Origin of the sequence: Psychrilyobacter piezotolerans (assembly GCF_003391055.1) — a bacterium.
GTDB classification, from domain to species: Bacteria; Fusobacteriota; Fusobacteriia; order Fusobacteriales; family Fusobacteriaceae; genus Psychrilyobacter; species Psychrilyobacter piezotolerans.
The window spans coordinates 34253-54900 of the sequence record NZ_QUAJ01000022.1; the positions used below are offsets into that span (position 1 = coordinate 34253).

The following is a 20648-nucleotide window of genomic DNA, read 5'->3' on the forward strand; positions in this document are numbered from 1 at the left end:
GAAACTTTTAAAAGAGAAGTTTACCTGCTAGCAGGTAAACCCCTTTTTTATCTTTTATTCACTACTCTTATCCACGCTGCTTTCCAGTTCAAATTTATCACTGGTTCCTTCACCAATGATCTTTAACTTACTCTCTCTTTGTTTGAGTTCATCTTCTATAGTGGCTTTAACACCCAGAGATTCTGTAGGTATAAAATAGGCTTTCTCAAAGATTTTTTCATGTCCCAGTCTATCCCAGACCGTAATTATTAAATCTCCTCTGGATCCCTCTGTAAATAACGAAGTATCTATATCAATATTATTACTTGTTATAGATCCACCCTGTACCGTGGTGAAGCTGTTCCCGTTAAGATCATCTTCTCCACCTTGCTGCACAACCTTTCCTCCTACAACAAAATCATAGTTATATCCGTCTATTCCTACTAATTCTTCCAAATCAGATAGATCTATATTTATATGTCCCCCTGTCAAACTTCCGATGATCCCGCCTTCCAGGTAGGAAGTATTTATCCTTGTATCCACAATAAATTTAAACTCCATTTCATCTCCTGGTACTCCTGATACACTTATAGGGGTAATCACAGCAATATTCGTAGTATCGGTACCAAACTTTGTACCATTGCTGCCGTCTATTTTGATTTCACTTGTCTCCCCCAAGATATCAAGTAATGGATCTATAGTTCCATTTTTATCTATTTTTAAATACCTTACATCTGCACCTGTTCCACTGATCTCAGCATAGATCATGGGATCACTTATTAAAGATCCTGCTCCTCCCTTGGTGAATTCATAGCCCCCTGATGAAAGACCGCTGTCTCCAGTTCTTTGGGTAGTTGTATTGTCCCAATCTTTTACCCCCTCGTAGACTTTCAATATTACGGCTTTTGGCTTATTGTTATTCAAGACAATAATTTCTTCTTGTTCCCTTTGATTTCCAGCTTTATCTTCACCTTTTATATTAAAATCTATATCTGTTTCAGTCGTACCAGAGTCATTGATTGTAAATGTATAAGTCACAGTATAGGTATCTGCTAATCCTGTTTCAGCAGGTGAAGCTATCTCACTACTTAAATTATCCACGCTATATCCTTTTAGATCCAATAGATATCCACCTTTGATACCACTTACAATCTCTTTATCATGCATGTTAAAATCTTTGATATCGTAGGAAATTTCTACCTTATCCCCATCCTTTACATAGGTTGTACCACTGCTATTTACACTATTTACCCCGTATACATCCATAAATGTCCTGTTTATTATCGATACATTTGATATCACCGGCTCTACTGTATCTACCATAATAGTAGTTTGACTCAGTGGGGAACTGGCATAGTTTGTATCCAATATCTTATCAAAATCATCGTCTGAATAGTCGCTGATATCTATTAATTTCCCGCTCTTACTCATCCCAAAGATCTTACCTATATATTCTCCGTCTGTTTTATGAGTACTATCTATCTCAATTTCAAATTCAGTCTCTTTTATCCCGCCTGTATAAAGCCCATTCTCTGAATGATGGTATGTCGGCACTCCATCTTTGTTATCCGACTTAGTATTATCATATTTAAAAGCTGCTATTCCAGCACGATACATATTTCCAATTCCAGTTAAAGTAATATTATAATCGGAGTTTACATAGTATTTGCCGTCTGATGGATGAGCATTTATAGGATTATCACTAATATCCGTCATTGTCCTGCCAGGTACGATATCTGTCATATTGATATTTAATATACTTATATTTTGATCCCCTGTGTTTCCATACCTGTCCTCTATAGTATTTTCAATCCCTATGGTACCTGATGCTCCTCCTACTTCTACCCCTGGCCAGCTAAGTTTGAATCTTTTCTCCCCATTAGGACCATCGGGTTCTGGATCGATATCAGGCACCCTCCATCCCAACTCGTCTATACCGATATAGATATCATCTTCAGTTAAATTTTTATCTTCAATTATCAGAGTAATATCCAGCAGGTCCCCTTTCTTCACATAACTTCCAACATTACTCAGGAGGTCTTCCAGCTCCGATTCATTGGCTGCTGAATACCCGGAATAATTTTCAGCTTCTGTATTTGTAAATACTTGCGTATCCTCAAGTACTTTCATTGATTTTAAAAATGCTCTCAACGTTGTATCTATTACCCTTATTTCCACTATCTTTGGAGGTATTACATCTATTGCTACATCTTCTAAAATCTTAGTCTGAGTAAACAGGTCGGTAACTGCTGTAGCTTCCAGATCAATATACTCTATAGGGTTTCCGTTTAACTCTGCATCCCTCAATATCTGCATCTCTGTCTCTGTTAAAACTACATTAAATTCATACCAACCCTGCTGGCCAAAGTCTTCAAAATTAGCCGAATCTCCATCTATAGCTTCCAGCTTTGTTTTACTTATCTTGAGTTCTATATCTTCCCCATCAGTACTTGTCAGGAGTTCCTTTAGATCCAGGTCACCCAATTTTATCCTATATCTGGTCCCATCTAATTTCTCAAAATCATCACTTGATATTCCAGAAAATAAGTCCGGGTCGCTGGAGCTATTTTTCAGTTCATACCATGCATCGGATCTGTCTCCCATCAAACCTTTAAAATATTCCTCATCTACCCGTGCAGGAGAGCCGGCTATTACCAGGTTAAAATAAGGTACTGCCGGATTATCTCCCAGATCATGAGCTATCAATCCATCCACCTCTGATTTTTTTAACCACATCTCATAGTTGTTTGAACCATCTACCCTGTATTTCACCTTATCGATATAACTGAGTATCTCTTTTACAGGATCTGTTCCTATGGGAAGATTTTCTACTCCTACCCAGGATTCTGCCCTGTTATCTAATATTGTTTCTAGATTTACCACAGTTATTTTAAGAGGTGACCATCCGTCTTCCGATAAACTCATAGTTATATCATCTGTAGTTCTGCTGAATAACAGAGTCCCGTCGGTTTTTAATACATTCAAGCTGCGTTCCTTGATAACATCTTCTATTATTATAGTTTCCCCGCTGCTGTTCATCTCATGATATCTGGATTTAGCCAAGAATGTTATAACTCCCCTTCCATCCACTATACTTAGTTTAGGAGAAGTCCCGGTAGGATCTTTAAACTCTACAACTAATTTTTCTTCCTGTACCGCATATTGTTTATCCTGGTATTCGTCTAAATCTCTGATTGTTTTGGATATTGGCGTTCCATCTTTTCCCTTTACATCTATTAATTTAAAATCAACAGTCCTGGTAGTACCGTCATATTCATTGAATGGAGTAAGGTAGGAAAGTTCCCATCTCTGGATGATTCCTATATTACTGATTGCACTTTGAAGAGCATCTCCTACATGTTCCCCGCTAGATCCCATCTCATACATGAAGAAGTTGTTTCCTGTATTGTAATATTTAAAATCCGTATGATAGACATTTCCGGTATCTGATGGATCTATCCCTAAGATAGGAATTTCTCTATCATCCCACTCCTCCCAATAATTATTATTTTTGTTTTTTCCCCATGAATATTTATAACCTAGATCTGGGACTCCTTCCTCTTCATATTTAGTTAACTCCGTATTTGCACTATCAGCTGTATTTCCTCTTCTTCTTACATGGAATAATCCGGTTAAATTGATGTTATCAGCCATCCCGTTATGAGTGCTGTTTAATTTAGCGTATAATTTTTGCAGCACATCTCCCGAGTTATATCCCAGACTACCGATATTATCTGTATCCATATTTTCATCGGTCAAGAATATTATCATTTTCTGGGACGGCATATACCCGCTGCTGCTGTCATCTGTTATTTCCCCTGAATAATCCAAATACCTGCCATTGGCACGGAGTTTCTCTATGGCATAATGGAGTCCCCAGGCACTATTTTCCTGCCCTCTATAATATCCAGAACTTGCCCTTATATTATTAAAAGCGTCGATTAGTTCATCTTTTTCTTTTTCTCTCCTATTTTCAGGATTAACTCCTCCCAGTGTCAACCCATCAAACCATTTTTCCTTATAAATAGCCATATAATGAGAAGTTCCTCCCCACCACGAATTTCTAACATCAAGATATTGATCTACCTTAGTTGACCAATTTCTAATCGTATTTGAAGTTTGTTCTGGTCCAAAGGTAATTAAATTATATTTAACATCAAATCCCCTGTCATAGAGTTCCTGCCCAAAAGCTGATAATCCATCCTTTACTGCATCTATTTCATTTTGCATAGACCCCGAATTATCTATTACAAATACCACATCTAAAGGAAATAAGAATCTCTTTTGATTCGATTCCCTCAGACTTATCTGACCAATGTCTCCTACTCCCTCTGATTCTCCTGTCCCCTCGTTTTTTTCCGATAGTTTGAAAGCTGGCAGACCAACAGATTGAAGGTTGGAAGTTGTTAAATTTATCTCTCTTTCCATCTTGGTAATAAAGTTTACATTTACCTGGATAGCTCCACTGCTGGTACCGGTAGTTATAAAATCGATCTTATGTATATTATTTTCCTTGTCAAATTCCTCACTGGCTATCTCTGGTATATCCATGGCAAAGGTGTCATAATTTTCATAGGTGATCACCTTATAAGTCCCGTCATGACCTCTTTTTACCGTATAAAGCTGCACTGCATATTTTCCTATAGACAAGCCTATCAATCTCAGATTTTTATTAGCAGCTTCATACGAGATTACTGCATTTGAGAATGTTATCTCCTTATCTGAACCGGCATCCATCACTAGATCTATATAGTTTTCTTCATTTGTGCCGCCATCTGGATTACCGAATAAAAATGCTTCTAACCTTAAGTTTCCATCTGTTGTTTCATCTAAGTAATTTATAGGGTTAGCGTTATCATATGGATTCCAGTAATATTTAGGTAATTCTGCTGTATGTTCATCTTCTCCCACCATATAGCTGACATTTTCTGTAATAACTCCATCTTCAGGCACCTTGATAATTCTAAACATAACTTTATCGTAGTTTAATATTACCCCATTTGTATTTGTTGGTCCCTCAGTCCAGTTGTATACAACTTTGTCTCCTCCCTCTTCCACTTTGTTCAGGCCGTGTCCCACATCATCTGTATAGAATAAGATGCTCTCTCCATCTTCATCTGTCAGCTCAGCTGCAGCTTCCGAAATAACTTTTTCCGCCATTATCCCTTCTACACCTTCATCCACCAGATAGCTCCAGTTATTATTTTCAAATTTAAATTCATTTATATTTTTATAGTTCCCGCCTAATAGATATTCTCCCAAGGTCGACCCATAATCTATAGATTTCATCTGACGGTATCCCAGTCTGGCCGGTATCAAGATCCTGTCTGTCATTTTATAATTTTGATCTTTTAGTTCATAGTTTATTAGATTCCCCGAACCATCCTTTCTTTCAAAGATCACCCTTTGGTGGGGATACCTTTCATCTTTTACTACCGGAGCCGGCTCAATGTATATTCCAATTTGTCTATTTAGCGGGATATCAGTTCCCTCTATATCAAAGGAAACTACCCTTTTTTTCCCCTCCTCCTGGGTAAAACCGCTATCATAGATGCCTGTCCACCTGTACACATATTTTTTTTCATCTACTATTAAATCTTCACTTACTACAGAATAATTAATAGTTCCTATAGTTATCTTATCATCCGCTACAGTATATACTGTTCCTGCTATTGTTACTTTCGTATTGATAACCGGATATTTTACTCCGCTTACTTCTACATACTCACTATACGTTGTACTCCCTACCACTATCTGATTATTTGTGACCTTATAGGTGGTTCCCCCTATATTTATACTGGATCCGCTGAGACCTGCAGGAGCATCTATAACTATATCCGAAACTGTATTTACAGCTATCTCCCTTTTCTCACTTATATCCTTTAACTTTATCTGGGATAAATCATCATTGGTTAGAGTGATTACATTTAAACCTATATTTTTATAATTGGATATATCTATATCTTCCAGCCATCCTGTATTCCCTTGGATAGAGCTTTGATTTTTCCCATTAAAAGTCAAACTGCTTTCATAGGTAGCTACCACATAGTTTCCTGTATTGTTATTGTTTCTATATCTCAGGGTATACAGGTCTAAATTATAAGATTTTCCATCTTCTAATCCCATAAGTTCAAACTTGCCATCTATAAATTTACCTGTAATCCCACTTTTTTCCATTGTCTGTACAGTTCCATTATTTTCAAAAATAAAATCTATATAATTAATATTTCCATTTAAAAATTCAGATAAATTATCTCCAGTTTCTATTTTTTTTATAGGACGAATTCCATCATGTTTTGCTCCTGTATAGAGTCTGTATACTACCTCTTGATATTTATAGGCTATGAGGTGCTCCAGCCGGTATTCGTCATCGTAAAGAAAAGTATTTTTAGATTTTTCCAATTCTTCTTCTCTAAAATTACTTGTAGGAGCAGGTATGGTATAGTTTTCATCTATCAACCTTTTATATATCAGAATATCCCCGCTTTCATCCGTTTGAGTCAGATTAAAATCAGCTTCTTTGGGTATTCCTGTGTTTTTGTTTAGATTAAACTTCACCATAGATCTAGGAACGCCATTATAATCATGCCGTTCATTTTCTATTCTAGTAAATACTGTCTCATCATAGGCGGTGCCGGAGTTTAAAAAATTTTCCAAATTTATATCCCCTGTTTCAACTGAGAATACAGACTCCTCCCCATCTAGATTAAATCTATCTACGATATATTGGTCCGTTACCACTAAATTATCCTTTGTTATCTGTGAATATATATATTGATCACTTGAAAACACCGTGATACTTAGGAGTAAAAATAATGCCCACACTTGAAAACTCTTCATCTGCCCCGCCCTCCCTATAAATCTTCTATTTCTTAATATACTCTTGTTTATTTTTATTTCCTTCTATGACAAAAAACAAAATAGACTGGTAGCATTTTCTTTCTGCTCCCAGCCTGTAGCTGTAATTTTATTTAACTTCTACTTATGGCAGCATCTTCTTACTCTGAACTCCTATCTATATTACTGTCTACTCCAAAGTTATCCTCGCTACCCTCTGTTACTATCTTTATTCTACTGTTCCTCTGCTTCATTTCACCGCTTACCTTGGCTATTATTCCAGTAGGTTTTGCAGGGATAAAATAAGTTTTTTCATAGGTTTTTTTATTTCCTAGTTTATCATAGACGGTGAAAAGTAAAGTTCCTTTGGATCCTCCTGTGAATCCGGAAGTGTCAATTGTTATAATTCCATCTATGGATCCTTCTGCAGGAGCAGTAAATGATTTTCCTTCTAAATCTCTTTTAATAATTTTTTCAGATTTTTTTCCTTCTACAGTAAACATATATTCATACCCTTCCACACCAGACAGTTCTTCAATCTTAGAAAGATCTACCTCAACATCTTCACCATTTAAGCTGCCTATTATTTCATTATCTAGATAAGAGGTATTTACCCTGGTATCCACTACAAACTTAAGTTCTTCTGATTTTCCTTCCATTCCATATTCATTTACAGGGGTTATCCTCACTCTATTGGCTCCTTCTCTGGAAAAATTAAAGCTTATCCCAACATCACCTGTTTTTCCTGATAAATCCAATGTTTTTTCAGCTATAAGGCTTCCATCTGCATTTAATTTTTCTATTTTTATTTTTTTTATTCTCTGTCCTTTCTTGTCACTATCTTTATTTTCAGGAACGACAACATAAATTGCTGGATTTAGATTATTTGACCCTAATCCTCCCTTGGTAAACTTATACCCATCTTTTATTGAATTTGATTTTTCCTTTTGATATAGCTCTTCATAGGTTTTTACCTCTATATCAAAAGGGGAATAAGGCACTCTATATTTTACCGTTATCAGGTTTCCATTTCCATTTAAGCCTCCTTTTCCAATATAAAAAGATATCTCCACTTCATCTCCCGGCTCAGCTTTTAAGTTCGAAGTATAAGTCAATGTCCATATATTTCCATCCTGGCTTAAGGTATAGTATCTCCCTATTTTTACTTCATTCTCAAATGTTGTAACCGGTTCATTTTCAGCTATTTTTTCATACAGTTCCTTAACATCTTTCTCACCACTATTCTTACATTCTAAAACTATTTGTATTTCTCTAGTATCACTCTTGTAAACCAGGTAATCTACCCATCCCTTCACAATTTCATTTCCTCCGCCATTTCCTGATGTTATTGTCATTTCATAAGGTATGGCAGTTCCCTTAATCACATCATTTTTGGTAGTTACAACAGGCACTTTTTTTTCTTGACCAGGTGGTGTCGCTGGTTTATCTGCAAAAATCGACATACTCACCAGCAAAAACAATATAAATATTTTATAACTCTTCATCTGCCGTCCTCCCTATAAATCTTCCGTTTATTAATATACCCTTGTTTATTTTTATTTCCTATAAAAAAACAAAATAGGCTGGAAGCATTTCTGCTCCCAGCCTATAGCTGTAATTTTTTTTAACTTCTACTTACAGTAGTTTCTTTTTCCTCCTCTGAACTTACGCTTGCACCGGTTTCTTCCTCTGAACTTCCGTCTACATTGCTCTCTACTTCAAATTTATCGCCGCTTCCCTCTGCCAGTATCGTTATTTTACTGTTCCTCTGCTTCGTTTCACCACTTACTTTTGCTATTATTCCACTAGGTTTTGTAGGAATAAAATAAGTTTTTCTAAAGTCTTTTTTATGCCCTAGTTTATCATAGACTGAAAAGAGTAAAGTTCCTTTCGATCCGCCTATGAATCCAGAAGTCTCAATTGTTATAATTCCACTTATAGACCCTTTTGTAGGAGTAGTAAATGATGTTCCTTTTAAATTTCTTTTGGTAATTTTTTCAGATTTTTTTCCTTCTACAGTAAAAACATATTCATATCCTTCCACGCCAGACAATTCTTCTATCCTAGAAAGATCTACCTCAACATTTTTACCATTTAAGCTGCCTATTATTTCATTATCTAAATAAGAAGTATTTATCTTGGTATCTACTATAAAATTCAGCATTTTAGATTTTCCTTCTATCCCAGCTTTACTTATTGGGGTTACCCTGACTATATTTTTCCCTTCTCTAGAAAAATTAAATTTTATCTCAATATTCTCTGATCCTCCCGGTAAATCTAATGTTTTTTTAGCTACAGGATTTTCGTTTTCATTTAACTTTTCAATTTTTAATTTAGTTATTTCAGTATCGTCATCTGGACCTGTACTTTTAGGAACAACAGCATATATTGCCGGATCATTAATTAAAGAAATTGATCCCCCCTTTGTAAAGGTATATTCTCTGTCAGAATCTTTTATCTTTGTTTTTTTCCAATCACCCCAGCCCTGAACATCTTCATAAACTTTTAATTTTATATCCTTAGGTACTCTGATTTTTACTTTTTCTTCTTTTCTATTTCCAGCTTTATCTTCTGCTGTTATTGTAATTTCTGTTATTAATCCATTTGAAGTCTCTGGTTTCTTTACTTTAATCTTATACGTTACAGTTTTATCGCCACCGTAAACTGGTTCTTCCAAAATTTCTGTATTATCATTTTTTATTCCCAATAAATATCCACCTTTAATGCTATCCTCTAATTTTTCATAACTAGCATTGAAGTCTTCGATATCAAAAGATAGATTAAAGTAATAATAATTTTTTTCTGAAATTTCAGCTGATTCTTCTATCAATATATTGGTGATTTTAGGAATTATTGTATCTACTATAACAGTTAAATTTTTAGGTCTTGAAATGTCCCCTAATAATATTTCATTAAATGTTCCATCATATCCCGTTATCTCATTTAATTTCCCGCTCTTACTCATTCCATAAACACTACCTATATACTGGCCATCGGTTGTATGTTTGTCTGTAGTATCTACCTCCATTGAAATAGTATTACCCATTACTCCACCTGCGTATAACCCCTTACCGCTATCACTAACTCCTATCTTAGGATATTTTGGATTTCCCAAATTTCCATCACTATTTTTATCTGCGACCTCTTTATCGTACTCAAATAGAACTATTCCAGCCATACTCTTATCACTCTTAGGATTTATATTAATCGCACTATTAGAATTAATATAATAAGTTCCACCTATTTTATTTACAGAATTTCCCGCAGTTTTTACTTCTGGCTCTACACCTATACTCGTATTATCCACTTTTAAAACGTCTATACTTTGGTTTTTAGATATTCCATAGGAGTTCTTTACATCATTTACCAAAGTTATCTTATCGCCTTTTTCCACTCTATCGGTCCAAGTAACCTTGAATCTTTTTATATCATTACCTGCGTCCGATATTTCTTCAACTGTTTTTCCTGTCCACCCCTCTACATCTATACCATTATAGACATCAAATTCATCTATGTTTTTTCCCTCTACAATTGTTTCTAACTCTATTTCATCTCCGACCTTTCCTGTACTTCCAACTTCCGGCAAAGTAAAGTTCCCATCCACTTCATCAATATAGCCTGAATATTTTTCGGGGTTCTCTACACCTGTACCATCTAAATCTACCATGGTTTTTAAAAAATTCAATATAGTTTTATTCTTTAAATCCACATTTATAATCTTAGGAGTAGATAGATCCACCTTTACATCTTTCAGTATCCCTGTTTTGTTAAATAAATCGGTAACTATCCTTGCTTCTAAATTGATTTTTTCGGATGATTTTACAGCTTCTGAATTTATTAATGCTTGCATCTCTTCCTCTGTTAAATCAACTTTAAATTCATACCACCCCTGGTCTCCAAAGGTATCTTCCAAGCTTTCCGTATCCGATAATTCTTCCAGCTTGGTGTTACTAATTTTTAATTCTATCCCTTCCTCATTTCCACTAACTCCATTTAGTAAATTTTCTAATCCTAAATCTCTTAGTTTTATCCTGTATTCATTATCTTTAATTTTCTCAAAATCTTCATTTTTAATATCATCCAACAAATTGGAAGTTTTAGAAGTGTTTTTTAATTCATACCAGGTATCCGATCTGTCCTTCATTAATTCTTCAAACTCTTTTTCATCAACTTCAATGTCATATCCTCCTACCTTTAATTTCAGATCACCTGTACTAAGTGTTTTTATTTTCTCTACCTCAGAAACCATTAACTCAATCTTATAGGTATTCTCTCCTTCTACCGTATATCTGACCTTATCTATATAACTCAAAATATCTTTCCCTGAGTTATTTATAACTTCTACCCATGATTTTTCTCTTCCTTCTAAGATTTTAGAAATTCCATTTTTAGTAACTTTGGTTTCTAACCACCCATCATCAGATAAACTCATAGTTATATTATCTGTATTTCTGCTAAATAATAATTTATTGCTGCTATCTAATACATCCAATTTATATTCATTTATCATGTCTTCTACCACTATTGGATGATTATCTTCATCAAATTCATTGTATCTTGCCTTCCCTCTAAAAGTTATCGTTCCCCTACCGTCTGCTATGGATAACTTCAAGTTATCTACACTAGGGTCTTTAAATTCCAAGGCTAATTTTTCCTCTTTTACAGTGTACTGTTTATCTTCCTCTTCGTTTAAGTTGGTAATTTCTCCATCAATAGATTTTTCATCTCTTCCCTTAAGACCTACTAATTCAAAATCAACAGTTCTCGTCGTTCCGTCATATTCGTTGAACGGTGTCAGATAGGACAGATCCCATCTCTGGATAATTCCCAAATTATTTATCGCACGATTTAATGCACCCTCTACACCGCTTCCATTATTTTTCATCTCATACATGAAAAAGTTGTTAGCGGTATTATAGTACTTAAAGTCAGTATGGGAGATTTCAGGTGGATCATTTCGATTCGATACATTTGATGTATCTTCTCCCAGTATGGGGATTTCATTGTCATCCCATTCTTCCCAATAATGAGCTCTTCCATCAGGTCGCCGTCTTCCAGTTGAATATTTGTATCCTAAACCTGGAACTTCATCATAAGTAGTTTTAGTATTATTTGCACCCGGTGCATCATTACCTCTCTTTCTTACATGGAAAATACCATTTAAATCTATTACATCTGGCAGACCATTAAATTCTTCATCCGCTAACTCTTTAGATAATTCTTCCAATATATTTTTATTTTCATAACCAGAAGGAAGATTATCTTCATCCATATCTTCATCGGTCAGGAAGATTATCATCTTTTCCGATGGCATATATGCCCCTTTTTCTCCTTTTTCTACTATCTCCCCAGAATAACTCAGATATCTTCCATTGGTACGTAGTTTTTCTATGGCGTAGTGGATCCCCCAGGCACTATTTTCCTGACCTCCATAATATCCAGAAATAGAGTTTATTTCTTCAAAGGCATCTAGCAATTCTTCTAAATCATTTTCACGGGATGAAGTTTTATCCAAAGCAGCTCCGTCAAACCACTTATCTTTATAAATAGCCATATAACTATAATCATAATACTCTGCTATTTTATTTTTCCAGTCCCCTGTAGGAACAACATAGTTCCCCCAGTCTTCATAAGTTCGATTCTGTTGGGGACCAAAGGTAATCAGATTATATTTCACATCAAATCCCCTGTCATAGAGTTCCTGTCCGAAGGCTGACAGCCCGTCTTTTACGTTATTTATCTCATTTTGCATGGAACCAGAGTTATCTATGACAAAGACTACATCCAGCGGGAATAGGAACTTTTTCATCCCTGATTCCTTCAAGCTTATATTTCCAGCCTCTCCAATTCCCTCTATTTTTCCTGTCCCCTCATTTTTTTCTTCGATTTTAAATTTACCAGATTTTAGATTATCAACTGTTAAGTCTATCTCCCTCTCCATCTTGGTAATAAAGTTTACATTTACCTGGATAGCTCCACCGCTGGTACCAGTAGTTATAAAATCTATCTTATGAATATTCTTTTCCTTCTCAAAATCCAGACTGGCAATGTCCGACACATCCATCTTAAATTCCCTCTGATTTTCCCGGGTAATAACTTTATATCTGCCGTCATGCCCCCTTTTTACACTATAAAATTGAATGGTATAATTGTCTACCGGAAGACCAACTATTCGGAGTTCTTTATTGGTCTGTTCATATGAAATTATGGCGTTAGTAAAGGTCATAGTTTTACTGGTACTGGCATCCAGTACTATATCCACATAATTTGAGCTATATGTTTCATCATTAACATTTCCATACAAAAACTCTTCTAATTCTTTATTCCCCTCAACTGTTGGCTCTATTAAATTTATAGAGTTACTATTCTCATAGGGATCCCAAGAATAATCTGCACCAGCACTTTTTTTAGTTATTCTAAAAATCACCTTATCATAGTTTAATATCTCCCCGTTGGTATTTAGCGGCCCCTCATTCCATCTAAAGGTCGCTTTATTCCCTTTAGATTCACTAACTATTTTTTCTATTCCATCACCTTTGTTATCCGTATAAAATAATAAAGTATTTTCATCTTCATCTTTTAAAGTTCCCTTAGATTCGGTTATGGTCTTTTCGATTATTAGACCTGCAGAACTAATTTTTTCTGGAATTGGCTCCCTATAATTCCATACTCCATCACTGTAATCAAATTCATTTATTGCCTTATATCCATTTCTACCATATAAAACATCATCCAAATTACTTTCATAATCTACAGTTTTTAGACGCCTATATCCTTTTCTTTCAGGGCTTAAAACCCTGTCTTCAATCTCATAATTTTGATCTTTAAATTCTTTTGCAGGATCAAACTCAAATATTACCCATTGATGGGAAGGGGTCTTATCTTCTTCTATTTTTGCAGGTTCAATATATTTACCTGTTAAAGATAATTTAGCAATATCATTTCCTAATACATCAAATTTAACTTCCCTTTCTACCCCACTTTTGTCATCAAAAATTGTTTTATATTCTGCTTTCCATCTATAGACATATCTTTTATTATTTGGATCTAATATTATCTGATTATCCTCATTTACTGTATAACTGTTACTGCCAATGTTTATAATTTTTCCAATTACAGGTATCGCTTGTAAAGTAAGAGGGGGATTCAAAACATTTTTAGTATCATTATTTCTCTTTTCTTTTAAATTTTCTAAATTTAATAGCGATAAATTATCAGTCGTTATACTTATCATATTTAGTTGTATATTTTTATATCCAGATGTATCTATATCTTCCAACCAGATGGTATCATCTGTAGAAGCTATATTCTTCCCCTTAAATTTTCCAATACTCCCCTCATAGGTTATAGCTGCATAGTTCCCCTTATTGTTGTTATTCCTATATCTCAGGGTATAAAAATCTAAATTATAATCAATACCATTTTCTAAACCCATAATTTCAAATTTTCCCTCTATAAACCTTCCCTTTATTCCATCTTTTTCTATCTCCTGTGCAGAGCCGTTATTTTCAAAAACAAAGTCTACATAACTATTTTTTATATTATTTAAATCATTCTCTTCTATTCTTTTTATTGGACGTACTTCATCATGCTTAGACCCTGTATAGAGTCTAAACACCACTTCCTGGTATTTATAGGCTTTCAAATTTTCTAATTCATACTTATCTTTATAAGTAAATGTATTTTTAGATGATTCTAAATCCTCCTCCTCAAAATCAGTGATAGGAACAGGTATTGTATAACTTTCATTTATCTTTCTTTTGAAAACATTATTTTCTTCGATTGTCAGTTCAAATTTTCCATTTTTAGGTGTTTCCAAAGTTTCTTTCAGTTTAAATTCTACAATAGGCTTAGGAGTTCCAGCATAACTATATCTTTCTAACTCATCATGAGTAAAAACATCATCATCATAAGACTTATTATTAGTTAATAACTCCTCTAAACTTCCATCTTCATCTATTGTTTTTATCCTATCTATATTTTCATAGAAATCAATTGTATACTTCTCTGAATTAACTAACGATCCCATTGTTATTTGTGAATAGATCCATTGCTCTCCAATCTTTGGACTAGGCTCTGCTTTAGTTGGTTCTGTATATTCTTCAGTTAAAACAAGCTTAGAATAACTACCTCCTACTTTAAAATATCTTTTTTCTTTAAAAGAAACTGTCCGCACTTCCCCTTCTTCTTCCAAAAAATTGCTATAATAACTTCCATTCCATTTATATACAAATTGATCTTTTCTGTTTATCTGTATTTTATTGTTCGATACTTTATATTCATTTCCAGCGATAGTAACTTTATCCCCATTACTAAATCTAATTTTTTTAGTCTCTATAGGATCATAATTTTTTCTTACTCCATCTCTTACTTCCTTTACATTTAAAAGTTCTACCCGATTTAAATCCTTATCGGTAATACTGACTAAATTTATCTTTATTTGATCGTAATTTTCTGAATCAATCCCCTCTATTGCGACTCTTTCATAGCTTAATGCAAAAACACTCATACTCACCAGCAAAAATAATACGAATATCCTATAACTCTTTCTTATCATCTTCCCCATCTATATTTCCTCCCCCATTTAATTCCTTCTCTATCTTCTCTGCCTTATCAAATTCATCTGTGCTTCTGTATAGTTTATAAAGTCTTTCGTTTATTTTCCTAATTTCGGTTTCCGGTAACTTTCCCTTTAATTCTACCAATGCCGGGATACTGAACTCCCTGCTGTATTTATACTTATCTATCTCCTCTAATAAGCCATCTAACTTTTCCGATCTTTTAACCTCGTCTATTTCAGATAAAATTTCTTTTTTTATCTCCTCCAAGGCTTTCTCTTCCTCTATTTCCTTCTCTTCCATCTCTTTTATCATAGCTTTGTTTCTTTTTACAGTTTCTTCCAATTCTTTTTTAGCTTCTTTTAAATCTTCCTGTAACTTCTTTTCTTTCTCTATCTTTATTATTTCTTCCCTGCTTTTTATTACCACTTCCTCTTTTTTCGGAAACAGTATAAATAATCCCAAGATTCCAAGCAGTATAGCTCCTAATATCAAATGTTTTTTTTTCATAATTCTCCCCCCTGTACGACCTTTGGTCGAATGTATAATTAATAATTAACAATGTATAATTACATTCAAAATTTTTTTTGACACAGATCACTATAGAACACGGATGACGTAGATCTAATGGATTTTCACGGATCTCTTCTTTAGGTTTTAAAACCTAAAAATTTAAATTATCTGCGATAATCTGTATTTTATCTGTGTATGCTACAAGCATCCGCGTTCCATTTTTTCGTGATACATTTAAATTTCTTTATTAATTCACATTTAAAACCAAGTTTTTTTAGTACACTTAATTTTAATAATCGTGAACCGACTTTAATATTCGTATATCTTTTGCGTAATTCGTGACTAAGTTTTAATTATTAAGACTCCTTTCAGACTATTTTCAATTATTCCCTGTCATTACACTTTTAATATTACACTATTTCCGGATATTTTACTATGATATATCGCCTTTGTTATCTTTTTTTCAGTTACAAAAAAAGCCAAGAAATAAATTCTTGGCTCAAAAAAGTAATTTCTTACTTTTCTATGTTTGTGTAAGGTAATAAAGCAATGTTTCTAGCTTGCTTTATTGCTCTAGTTAACTTTCTTTGTAACTTAGCACTTGCACCAGTTACTCTTGCAGGATTGATTCTACCTTTATCAGACATAAATCTTTTTAATAAATCTGCATTCTTATAGTTTAACTCTTCAGCTTTAACTCTTAATTTTGCTCTTTTTCTTCTCTTTCTGAATTCTGCCAACTCAGCCACCTCCTAAAATTAGAACGGGAATTCGTCATCTTCTTCTTCGACAACGCCCGATTGCTTTGGTTCTGTATACTTTGGTTGATTATAGCTATTTGTTGTTTTAGGTTTAGAATTTGAATCAGATTCAAAACTATTTGCTCCACTGCTTCTAGACTCTAAAAATTCGATTCTATCCACAACAACTTCTGTTCTGTATCTTTTTTCACCGTTGACTTCAAAAGTACTTGTTTGAATTCTACCCTGTACTCCGGTATTGTTACCCTTTCTTAGGTATTCTCCAATCAATTCAGCTGTCTTACCAAAGGCAGCACAACTAATAAAATCTGCTGGATCATCTTTTCTCATTCTATTGACTGCTAGTGTAAATTTGCAATAAGCCATTCCACTTTGCCCATACTTTAATTCTGGATCTCTAACCAGTCTGCCTGTTAAAACTACTAAGTTCATAGACATAATATACCTCCTAAATCAAACAATTTACTTAAACTTATTAGTTCTTAGTTATCATGTATCTCATAACTTCTTCAGTAATGTTTAACTTGTTTTCTGCAGCTTGTAAGTTTTGCCCTTCAGCTTTGAACGTAGTTAATACGTAGAAACCTGTTCCTTTCTTTTCGATTGGATAAGCTAACTTTCTTTCACCCATTTTTGTAGTTTTTAATTCAGTTGCAGTTGCTGCAGTTAAGATAGCTTCTACTTTCTCAATGATTGCACCTCTTGCATCTTCCATAACTGTTGGGTTGATAATGTACATTATTTCGTAATTTGTCATCAATTTGACCTCCTTCCCTCTGGATTTTGTCCAAGTGATAAATCACTCAAACAGGGTGCATTAATTATATCATATCTGTAAAAGTAAAGCAAGGATAAATAAAAAACTAACCCAAATAAATTTAGATTAGTTTTTTATATTAATTAATTATTTCTTCTCATCCACGCAGGGATCTCTAAATCTTCCTCTTCTTTTTTCTCTACTGTTTTAGCTAAGCTTGGTTTTTCTATTGCTACTACTTTTTTTTCTGTAGCCTCATCACTAAAATTAGTAGCTACCAGAGTTACCTGCAGCCTGTCTCCCATCTCATCATCAGTTGTAACACCAAACATCACATCATCTACAGATTTTCCTGCAGCTTCTTTTACCATATTTGAAATTGCAAAAGCTTCATTTAATCCCAGTGCCGATGATCCTGATATATTGATTAGGATCTTGCTTGCTCCAGATATTGATTTTTCCAATAACGGACTTTGAAGAGCTTTTTCAGTAGCTTTAATGGCTCTGTTTTCCCCTTCCATTTCTCCAAATCCTATCATGGCTACCCCTGAATCCAACATTGTCGTTTTAATATCAGCAAAGTCTAAATTTATTAATCCTGTTTTTAATATTAAGTCAGCCAGGCCTTTAATTCCAATTTTTAAAACATTATTAGCTTCCATAAAAGCATTTTGTAGTGTTATAGTTTTTTCTGGAAGTTCGAACAATTTATCGTTCGGTATTATAATAAGTGCATCTACAGATTCTTTTAAATTAACTATTCCCATATCTGCATTTTTCATTCTGTTCTTTCCTTCAAAAGTAAATGGTTTTGTAACTACCGCAACTGTCAGAATTCCCATATCTTTTGCTACTCTGGCTATTACCGGTGCTGCACCTGTACCTGTACCCCCACCCATTCCAGATGTTATGAATAACATATCTGTTTCCTCTAATAGAGTTTTTATCTTGTCTATATCTTCCTCTGCTGCTTGTTTTCCAATCTCTGGGTTAGCTCCCGCTCCCAATCCTCTTGTTGATTTTTCCCCCAGCTGTATTCTTATATCAGCTAAAGAGTTGTGTAGATCTTGGGCATCTGTATTGGCTGCAATATATTCTACTCCTGTTACTCCTGCTTCAATCATATCATTTATTGCATTCCCTCCGGAACCCCCTATCCCCATTACCTTTATCTTCACCAAATGCTCATTTGTGTGTATCATCCATCTTCCTCCTTAGACTATAGACTCTATATAAAATTCCCCAACCATTTTTTAAACTTCGACGGGCTTTTAGTTACATTCTTTTTCTTAGCTGCTTCTTTTTTTTCTGCCTTATTCACAGTTGTTACATTCACAGTTTCTGTTTTTTCCTTTACTTTTTCTATCTTATCTTCTACATTTGTTTTTTGCAGGTCGCTGTATTCATCTTCAAGAGCTGTAAGCAGTACTCCCATTCCCGTAATACAGGCAGGATTTTTTAGTGTAGTTGTCATTCCATCTATCTTAATAGTTGTTCCTATCCTGATATCATAGTTCAGCAGAGCTTTTAATTTCTCTAGAATCCCGTAGTCTCCTACGACTCCTCCAGCCAATACTATACCGCTTTTCAGGTATTCCTTATATCCGGAAGCCTCTATACTCTTTGAAATGTACTCCAATATCTCATCGGTCCTGGCATCTATTATCTCCCTTAAATATCTAACTTCAAAGGTCTTAGTCATGCTTTCACCATTTTCCAGATAAGACACGGTAATTTTTTCATCTATATCTTTATTTTTTATCTCTGACAGGATGTTCTTCACTACTTCACTATTTAATTCCAGCACATACTTAAGATCATTGACATAGTGCATCCCGCCTATGGGGATTACATTTGTATTGATAAGCCTGTTATTTTTAAAAATTGTTATCTCTGTTAAACCATACCCGATATCTACCAGTGCTACACCGTTTACCTTATCTATTTTTTTTAGAGTGGCTTTAGATGATGCTTCGCCGTTATATACGAGGCTGTCTACCTCTATCTTAGCTTTATTTAGTGTTTCTACTATTTTTTTAACCTTTAACTTCGGTATCCTTATGAGGTGAACATTTACCTTTAATTTATTTCCAATTTTCCCCACTGGATTTTTCATTATTCCAGAATCATCCACTCTGTAGTTATAGATTTCCTTGGCTATCACCTGTTCGTCCTCTTTAACCACCTTTTCTTTAGAGATTTTAAAAATTTCATCACAGTGATCTTCGGTAACTTCTATATCCTCATCGGAAAGTTTATATTCAATGTCTGTGGTACTGGATTTTATGTCACTTCCACTGACTCCTATAGTAGCCTTTTTTATTACAATCCCAATCTGCTCTTCCAGTCTTTCCTTTCCCAATCTCAGGGTCCTGCTGAATAATTCCCCATCGATTATTTCCCCTTTTTTTATTCCATTGGACGGGATAATAGTCTGTCCCAATATTTTTATATTTTTTCCGGAATCATATAATTCACCTACAATAATAGTTGTTTTAGATGACCCTATATCTATTCCCGTTCTTATCCTTCTCATCATCTTTGATCACCCTCTACCCTTTTTATAATGTAGTCTTCAAACCTCAAATCAATATATTCTATCTGTTTTTTATTTCTATTTTTAGGTCTTACTTGATCGTATAGCTTCTTCACAACTCCATATTTTTTAGTGGCTACATCTATATTCGTGATTATTTTAAGTCCTGTATTTGTTGTGATCGCTATTCCGTTATCTACCTTATACACCTGAGATATTTCATCTTTAAAACTAATTTTTTCCATGATTTCAATAAATTTTTTTATTTCATCCTCATGATCTATCCGAAATAAAGGCATATTATATTTTTTACTCTCTTTCATATATCCGTATACTTTCCCCAATTCATCGGATATATAAATCTTACCTCTATATTCTATATATACAAAAGGTTCCTTTTCCTTTATATTAAATATTAAAATATCAGGCATCCAAGTTTTTATAACTACATCTTTTACCCTTACATCCTCTAAAATTTTTTCTTTCATTTTTTCTTTATCTATCTCTAATATATTTCTACCTTTCAGGGTTTTTATACCCTTTACCAAATCGTCTATTAACTCTAAATTTTTCACATTTATATTTACTTCGGTAACGTCAAATAAGGAGGCTTTTTTAAAGTCTCCATATTCAGTATAGGTATACCAACATATTATCCCTATGAATATTATCTGCAATATTTTTTTCATATTCATTTCACCTAGTCT

General features: G+C 34.1%; 10 protein-coding genes. All 10 read right to left on the reverse strand.

All coding sequences use genetic code 11. The features are described from left to right. Positions 1–54 precede the first annotated feature (54 nt). On the reverse strand, positions 55–6819 hold the full coding sequence (locus tag DYH56_RS11775; protein ID WP_114643073.1) for a vWA domain-containing protein: 6765 nt from the start codon (positions 6817–6819) through the stop codon (positions 55–57). A gap of 158 nt (positions 6820–6977) precedes the next feature. Then, positions 6978–8321 carry a hypothetical protein gene (locus DYH56_RS11780; RefSeq protein WP_114643074.1) on the reverse strand — a complete coding sequence of 448 codons (1344 nt, stop codon included), beginning with the start codon at positions 8319–8321 and terminating at the stop codon, positions 6978–6980. A 119-nt stretch (positions 8322–8440) separates the two neighbouring features. Then, complete coding sequence (locus DYH56_RS11785; RefSeq protein ID WP_114643075.1) at positions 8441–15382, reverse strand: vWA domain-containing protein; 6942 nt, start codon at positions 15380–15382, stop codon at positions 8441–8443. Beyond that, on the reverse strand, positions 15354–15884 hold the full coding sequence (locus tag DYH56_RS11790; RefSeq protein ID WP_114643076.1) for a hypothetical protein: 531 nt from the start codon (positions 15882–15884) through the stop codon (positions 15354–15356). Before DYH56_RS11790 ends, DYH56_RS11785 begins: the two co-directional genes overlap by 29 nt. Before the next feature lie 518 nt (positions 15885–16402). Then, positions 16403–16627, reverse strand: a complete 225-nt coding sequence (gene rpsR / locus DYH56_RS11795) for a 30S ribosomal protein S18 (protein WP_114643077.1) — start codon at positions 16625–16627, stop codon at positions 16403–16405. Positions 16628–16645: 18 nt separating this feature from the next. Next, on the reverse strand, positions 16646–17086 hold the full coding sequence (locus DYH56_RS11800) for a single-stranded DNA-binding protein (protein WP_233500034.1): 441 nt from the start codon (positions 17084–17086) through the stop codon (positions 16646–16648). A 37-nt stretch (positions 17087–17123) separates the two neighbouring features. Beyond that, positions 17124–17405 carry a 30S ribosomal protein S6 gene (gene rpsF, locus DYH56_RS11805; RefSeq protein ID WP_114643078.1) on the reverse strand — a complete coding sequence of 94 codons (282 nt, stop codon included), beginning with the start codon at positions 17403–17405 and terminating at the stop codon, positions 17124–17126. Between the two features lie 143 nt (positions 17406–17548). Then, a complete protein-coding gene (ftsZ, locus tag DYH56_RS11810; RefSeq protein ID WP_114643079.1) occupies positions 17549–18607 on the reverse strand; it encodes a cell division protein FtsZ in 1059 nt (352 codons plus the stop codon). 26 nt (positions 18608–18633) lie between these two features. Next, positions 18634–19944 (reverse strand): cell division protein FtsA, encoded by a 1311-nt coding sequence (ftsA, locus tag DYH56_RS11815; RefSeq protein ID WP_114643080.1) that lies wholly within the window; start codon positions 19942–19944, stop codon positions 18634–18636. Further along, on the reverse strand, positions 19941–20630 hold the full coding sequence (locus tag DYH56_RS11820; protein WP_158539145.1) for a cell division protein FtsQ/DivIB: 690 nt from the start codon (positions 20628–20630) through the stop codon (positions 19941–19943). The genes ftsA and DYH56_RS11820 overlap by 4 nt, the downstream gene beginning before the upstream one ends. Positions 20631–20648 lie beyond the last annotated feature (18 nt).

Bases quoted from the DNA above. Each gene is read 5' to 3' on its own strand.
- DYH56_RS11775 (WP_114643073.1), bottom strand. From the start codon at position 6,819: ATGAAGAGTTTTCAAGTGTGGGCATTATTTTTACTCCTAAGTATCACG.
- DYH56_RS11780 (WP_114643074.1), bottom strand. From the start codon at position 8,321: ATGAAGAGTTATAAAATATTTATATTGTTTTTGCTGGTGAGTATGTCG.
- DYH56_RS11785 (WP_114643075.1), bottom strand. From the start codon at position 15,382: ATGGGGAAGATGATAAGAAAGAGTTATAGGATATTCGTATTATTTTTG.
- DYH56_RS11790 (WP_114643076.1), bottom strand. From the start codon at position 15,884: ATGAAAAAAAAACATTTGATATTAGGAGCTATACTGCTTGGAATCTTG.
- DYH56_RS11800 (WP_233500034.1), bottom strand. From the start codon at position 17,086: ATGTCTATGAACTTAGTAGTTTTAACAGGCAGACTGGTTAGAGATCCA.
- rpsF (WP_114643078.1), bottom strand. From the start codon at position 17,405: ATGACAAATTACGAAATAATGTACATTATCAACCCAACAGTTATGGAA.
- ftsZ (WP_114643079.1), bottom strand. From the start codon at position 18,607: ATGATACACACAAATGAGCATTTGGTGAAGATAAAGGTAATGGGGATA.
- ftsA (WP_114643080.1), bottom strand. From the start codon at position 19,944: ATGATGAGAAGGATAAGAACGGGAATAGATATAGGGTCATCTAAAACA.
- DYH56_RS11820 (WP_158539145.1), bottom strand. From the start codon at position 20,630: ATGAAAAAAATATTGCAGATAATATTCATAGGGATAATATGTTGGTAT.